Raw genomic sequence first — 6,000 nt, forward strand, 5'->3', positions numbered from 1 at the left:
GGGCAGTCGGACCGCCACCGATTGCCCGGAATTCGCCTATCGGCGATATGCGGTCCGACGGCTAGCACACCCGGCGCGGGCCGCTCGGCCCCGGCAGCCGATCCCGGTGCATCGACGGGGGTTATGGTGCTGGAGTGAGTGAGACAGATACGCGGGTTGACTCTCAGGTCCCGCCGCTCAAGGACGCCTCGACGGTGATGGTGGTGCGCGACGGTGACGCGGGCCCCGAGATATTCCTGCAACGGCGGGTCGTGGCGATGGAATTCGCCGCCGGGATGACGGTTTTCCCGGGCGGCGGCGTCGACCCGTCCGACGGCACCGCGGAGATCGCGTGGGCCGGTCCCGCACCCACGTGGTGGGCCGAGAAGTTCGCGATATCCGAATCCCGCGCGAAGGCGCTGGTCTGCGCGGCCGTACGCGAGACGTTCGAGGAATGCGGTGTGCTGCTTGCCGGTCCGACCGCCGACACCGTCGTCTCCGACAGCGCGCGGTACCGGGCGGCCAGGGGCAAACTCGAACGCCGCGAACTGTCGCTGGCGACCTTCCTCGCCGAGGAGGATCTCGTCCTGCGCGCGGATCTGCTCAGGCCGTGGGCGAATTGGGTCACCCCGATCATCGAGCCGCGCCGCTACGACACCTACTTCTTCGTCGCGGTCCTGCCGAATGGGCAGCGCGCCGACGGCGCTACCTCCGAGGCCGACGACGTGCGCTGGCACACCCCCGCCGCCGCGCTGGATCGGTGGCGCGCGGGCGCGGCCGTGCTGCTGCCGCCGACCTGGACGCAATTGGACCTGCTGACCCGTTTCACCTCGACCGCCGAGATCTTCGCCGCGGATCCGGTGATCACGCCGATCATGCCCGTGTTCACGCAGATCGACGGCTTGGACGCCCTCGATTTCCCCGAGAACCAGCGCTATCTGGCCGATCTGCCCGACCGCACCCGGTTGCGGGGTTCCTCGCGTCCCTCGTGACGGCGCATCCGAGCGGCGGTCCGGGATGACGGGTTGCGGGTAGGCGGGCGGTAGCGTGCTGCCATGGCCGAATTCGTGACCCTGGATCTGCTCGAGGGCGATGCCGAGCGCGGCGTGGCGGTGCTCAGGATCGCCCGTCCGCCGATGAACCTGTTCAACGTGCAGGTGCTGCGCGAGGTCGCCGCTGCCGCCGCGGCCGTGGCGGCGGACAGCGCGATCGCCGCCATCGTGGTCTACGGCGACGAACGGGTCTTCTCCGCCGGTGACGATCTCGCCGAACTCGCGGCGATGAGCCAGGGGCAGGCCGAGGCGATGGCCGCCGATGTGCAGGACGCCCTCGGATGCCTCGGCCGGATTCCGCAGCCCACCGTCGCCGCGATCAGCGGGTACGCGCTCGGCAGCGGTCTGGAACTGGCTCTCGGCGCGGATCGTCGCATCATCGGCGACAACGTCAAACTCGGTTTCCCGCAGATCAATTCCGGTCTCATCCCGCTCGCGGGCATTCGCAGGCTGGCACTGCTCATCGGTCCCGGCGCGGCCAAGGATCTCGTGTACACGGGCCGGTTCGTCGAACACGAGGAGGCCGCGGCGCTCGGACTCGTCGACGAGGTCGTCCCGCCCGATGACGTCTACGCCGCTGCGCTGCGCTGGGCGCGCCGTTTCGTCGGCGGTCCGGCACGCGCGCTGGCCGCCGCGAAGGCGGTGTTCGAAGCGGGTCCGCACGGTCTGGATCGGGCGCGTACGGAATGGGCCGATCTGTTCGGCACCGAGGACCGTCGCATCGGCACCGAGTCGTATCTGGCCGACGGCCCGGGGTCCGCGTCCTTCGTCGGCCGCTGAGCGAACGCGGTCGAGTAGCGCCGATGCTGAGCACCGTGACAGCACGTCGCGCGCTCTGTACTCTCGGTCGAGCGCGTACGGCGGAGTACTCGGCACGACAGTACCGACGAGTAACTGAAACGCGTTTCACCTGGGCATTCGGCTCGGATTCGGCTCGACACCGTGCGGGAACCCCTGCGTACGGTGCGTAACCGCACGGTTGCGTCGATCCGGACCAATGCTCGGGCGTGAACGAACGGGACCATGTTCGGTACCGCCGGACGGGTCTGCTCCGATGCCCGTCCGCCGACCGGTCCGCTGAACCACGAAGGCATCAGAGAGGATAGGCTACGCATCCATGACGGTCCACCCCGACGACCCCGCGCCGAACCCGCACGCCACCGAGGCCGAGGTCGAAGCAGCGCGCAAGGATACGAAACTCGCTCAGGTTCTCTACCACGATTGGGAGGCGGAGACCTATGACGACAAATGGTCCATCTCCTATGACGAGCGTTGTATCGAATACGCGCGCGGACGTTTCGACGCCGCTGTCGGCCCCGCTCCGCTGCCGTACGAGAGGGCACTCGAACTCGGCTGTGGCACCGGCTTCTTCCTGCTGAACCTGATGCAGGGCGGCATCTCCAAGTCCGGGTCGGTCACCGATCTGTCGCCGGGCATGGTCAAGGTGGCGCTGCGCAACGCCGAACATCTGGGTCTCGATGTCGACGGCCGGGTGGCCGACGCCGAGACCATCCCCTACGACGACGACACCTTCGACCTGGTCGTCGGCCACGCCGTGCTGCACCACATCCCGGATGTGGAACTGGCGATGAAGGAATGCCTGCGCGTACTCAAGCCGGGCGGGCGGTTCGTCTTCGCGGGCGAGCCGACGACCGTCGGCAATTTCTACGCCCGCTGGCTCGGCCGCATCACCTGGAAGATCACCACGACCGTCACCAAACTGCCCGCGCTCGCCGGGTGGCGTCGGCCGCAGGAGGAACTCGACGAGTCCTCGCGCGCCGCGGCGCTGGAAGCCGTCGTCGACCTGCACACCTTCGATCCGAGTCATCTCGAGACGATGGCGCGTTCGGCCGGTGCGATCGAGGTCAAGGCCACCACCGAGGAATTCGCCGCCGCGCTGTGGGGCTGGCCGGTGCGCACCTTCGAGGCCGCCGTGCCCGCCGAGAAACTCAGCATGGGCTACCGACTGGCGATGTACCGCGCCTGGTTGGGGCTGAGCTGGCTGGACGAGAAGATCATGAGCCGCGTCGTGCCGAGGCAGCTGTTCTACAACGCCATGATCACCGGCGTGAAGCCGGGCGCTTCGGGCAAGTAGTGGGCTACGGCTTCAGCCGGGAGGACGTCGACTTCCTCGGCGGCGCGGCGGGTCGCGCCGCGCTCGCCGAGGTGGACGGGCTGGAGCTGACGCCCGCGACGCACCTGCGCGATCTCGAACAGGTGCGTCGCCGATACGCCGCGTCCGCCGCTGCCCTCGTCGACACCGTGCGGCTGCGTCGCCGGGCAGCACGCAAACTGCTCGACGCGCGGCAATGGCTGTTCACCGACGACGCGATGCAGCAGGCGACCCCGACCCTGGTGGCCAGGCAGCGCGCGCACCGGCTGGCCGGTCGCGCGGTCCACGACGTCACCTGCTCCATCGGGGCCGAACTCGTCGAACTCGCCCGCACCTGCCCGACCGTCATCGGCAGCGACCTGGACGAGGTCCGCCTGGCGATGGCAGCGAACAATCTCGCCGCGACGCCGACCACGGCCGGTCGCGCGGTCCTGCTCCTGCGGGCCGACGCGCTGCGCCCGGTCACCGTCGGCACCGTCGTCGTCGCCGACCCCGCCCGCAGGACCGAGGGCAGGCGCACCAACGACCCCGCCGCCCTGCAACCGCCGCTGCCCGATCTGCTGTCCGCGTACGCGGGGCGCGATCTGGCGGTGAAATGCGCGCCCGGATTGGATTTCGACCGTCTGGACTGGGCGGGAGAGGTCGAGGTCGTCTCCCTCGACGGCGCAGTGCGCGAGGCCTGCCTGTGGTCGCCCGGACTGACCGACACCGGCGTCACCCGGCGCGCGAGTGTGTTGTCCTCCTCGGGCGCGGTATTCGAGCTGATCGACACCGACGCCGACGAGATCCCGGAGCGGTCGCCGGGGGAGTGGATCATCGACCCGGACGGGGCCGTCGTCCGTGCCGGACTGGTTCGCCACTACGCCGCGAGATACGGTCTGTGGCAATTGGATCCGCGTATCGCCTACCTCACCGGCGACAGCGTCCCGGATGGTATGCGCGGCTTCCGCATCGTCGATCGTATGGAGTTGCGCGAGAAGACCTTGCGCAAGGAACTCGTGCGGCGCGACTGCGGCGCGCTGGAGATCCTGGTGCGCGGCGTCGACGTCGATCCGGACGCGCTGCGTCAGCGTCTCAAACTCCGTGGGGCCCAGCCGTATACCTTGGTGATCACGCGAATAGGGCGCGCCGCCTGCGTCTTCCTGTGCACCGCGCATCGCGCCGACGGGCACTGAACCGCGACACCTCGACGTGACGATCCCGCCGTCAGGTGTCGAGCTTCTTGACGATCTTCTGCACGGTGAGAAATGTGCGGGTGGTGATGTCCTTGCCGTAGGTCCGGTCGAGCCAGGCCATGAAATCGGTGGTTTTCGGGGTGCTGTTGTCGATGACGGTCAGGAAGGCGCGGGCGGATTCGTCGTAGCCGATGACGCGGGTGAGTTCGTCGACCGACGCGGGCGGTGTGACCTCGGGCCGCTGATCCTTGAAGAACGTCACCGTGAGATACGACCCGCGCTCGTGTTTCAGCCCGGTGAAAGGATCACGGTCGACCAGTTCGCGCAGATCCTCGTAGCCGCGCACGATGGTGCCGCCGGGGATGCCGAGTTCCCGGTTCAGCGCCTCCTGGATGCGGTCCTCCAGGGCGGGCTCGTCGGTCTCGTCGCAGTGGAAGACGACATTGCCGCTGGACAGCAGTGTCGCCACCTTGTCGAATCCGAGCCCTTCGAACACCCCGCGCAGTTTGTCGTTGCGCATGTTCGGGTTACTCGGCATGATCCCGCGCAGCAGGGCCGCGTACCTGTTCATATCGGCGACCGTAGCCGATGCCGCCGACAATCCGACGTGATCGGCCACGGCCGTGTCCGCTCCGCGCGCCCCGCTCAGGCCTGCTGGGCGACGCCGTTCTTCTTGCGCTCGATATCCTCCAGCGCGGCAACGTATTTCGCGCGCTCCTCGGCCCCGGCTTCCCAGGCCGCTTTGCGGTTCTTGACCACCCTGGCCGGTGCGCCCACCGCGATGCCGAAATCGGGGATCTCGCCCTTGACCACCGCGTGCGCGCCGAGCACGCACCCGCGCCCGACACGGGTATCGCGCAGCACGGTCACCTTGGCGGCGATCCAGGTATCGGGTCCGATGCGCACCGGACCCTTCACGATGCCCTGGTCCTTGATGGGGGTGCCGATATCGTCCATCCGATGGTCGAAATCGCAGATGTAGCACCAGTCGGCGACCAGGGTCGATTCCCCGATCTCGATATCGAGGTAGGTGTTGACCACATTGTCCTTGCCGAAGACGACCTTGTCGCCGATGCGCAGCGACCCTTCGTGGCAGCGGATGGCATTGCCGTCCCCGATGTGGACCCACCGCCCGATTTCCATCCGGCTCAGTTCCGGCGTCGAGTGGACCTCGACGTTCTTACCGAGGAACACCATCCCGCGCAGCACGATATGCGGATTGGCCGCCTTGAACTTGAACAGCCGGTAATAGCGGACCAGATACCACGGCGTGTAGGCGCGGTTCGCGAGCACCCACCGCAGCGATGCCGTCGTCAGAAATCGCGCCTGCTGCGGATCCCGGCGACGCGACCCCCGCCACCGCGAGCGCAACGGCGCGCCCCACATGCTCGTCACGATCCGTCTCCCGTCGTATCTCCCCGGCAGGCGTCCGGGTGTGTCTGTGGCTTCACAGAGTACTTTCGCCCCCGGCAGTACGAGGTCGCGGGCATGCTGAACAAATGTTCGGCACCCCCACGGGACCCCCAGAACCCCTTCGCCGGTAACCACCATCAGTCCAGATTCCCCACCAACCCCACCCCCACGGCGCGAGCCTGACGAGCGCCCGTTCGCGGCCGTCTCGCGTCCGAGCGGTCGAGACAATGCGCCGAAGGCGCGAGTATCGACCGCTCGGACGCGAGAC

At 68.2% G+C, this 6,000-nt stretch carries 6 protein-coding genes; 4 read left to right on the forward strand and 2 right to left on the reverse strand.

The features are described 5' to 3' along the window. Positions 1 to 134: 134 nt before the first annotated feature. From JZ792_RS19605 to JZ792_RS19620, 4 genes are all read left to right on the forward strand, one after another. A complete protein-coding gene (locus JZ792_RS19605) occupies positions 135 to 971 on the forward strand; it encodes an NUDIX hydrolase (RefSeq protein ID WP_216912036.1) in 837 nt (278 codons plus the stop codon). Between the two features lie 63 nt (positions 972 to 1,034). After that, positions 1,035 to 1,811 (forward strand): enoyl-CoA hydratase-related protein, encoded by a 777-nt coding sequence (locus JZ792_RS19610; protein ID WP_216912038.1) that lies wholly within the window; start codon positions 1,035 to 1,037, stop codon positions 1,809 to 1,811. A 337-nt stretch (positions 1,812 to 2,148) separates the two neighbouring features. Further along, a complete protein-coding gene (locus tag JZ792_RS19615) occupies positions 2,149 to 3,126 on the forward strand; it encodes a class I SAM-dependent methyltransferase (protein ID WP_216912040.1) in 978 nt (325 codons plus the stop codon). Further along, a complete protein-coding gene (locus tag JZ792_RS19620) occupies positions 3,126 to 4,319 on the forward strand; it encodes a class I SAM-dependent methyltransferase (RefSeq protein WP_216912042.1) in 1,194 nt (397 codons plus the stop codon). Before JZ792_RS19615 ends, JZ792_RS19620 begins: the two co-directional genes overlap by 1 nt. Before the next feature lie 31 nt (positions 4,320 to 4,350). On the opposite strand, the gene JZ792_RS19625 is transcribed toward JZ792_RS19620, so the two are convergent. Both JZ792_RS19625 and JZ792_RS19630 read right to left on the reverse strand, forming a co-directional pair. After that, the gene (locus tag JZ792_RS19625; protein WP_216912044.1) at positions 4,351 to 4,890 is read right to left on the reverse strand and encodes a DUF1697 domain-containing protein; all 540 of its coding nucleotides are present in this window, start codon (positions 4,888 to 4,890) and stop codon (positions 4,351 to 4,353) included. A gap of 74 nt (positions 4,891 to 4,964) precedes the next feature. Further along, on the reverse strand, positions 4,965 to 5,714 hold the full coding sequence (locus JZ792_RS19630) for an acyltransferase (protein ID WP_216912045.1): 750 nt from the start codon (positions 5,712 to 5,714) through the stop codon (positions 4,965 to 4,967). Positions 5,715 to 6,000: the final 286 nt, after the last annotated feature.

The organism is Nocardia noduli (genome assembly GCF_019038455.1).
Taxonomy (GTDB): domain Bacteria; phylum Actinomycetota; class Actinomycetes; order Mycobacteriales; family Mycobacteriaceae; genus Nocardia; species Nocardia noduli.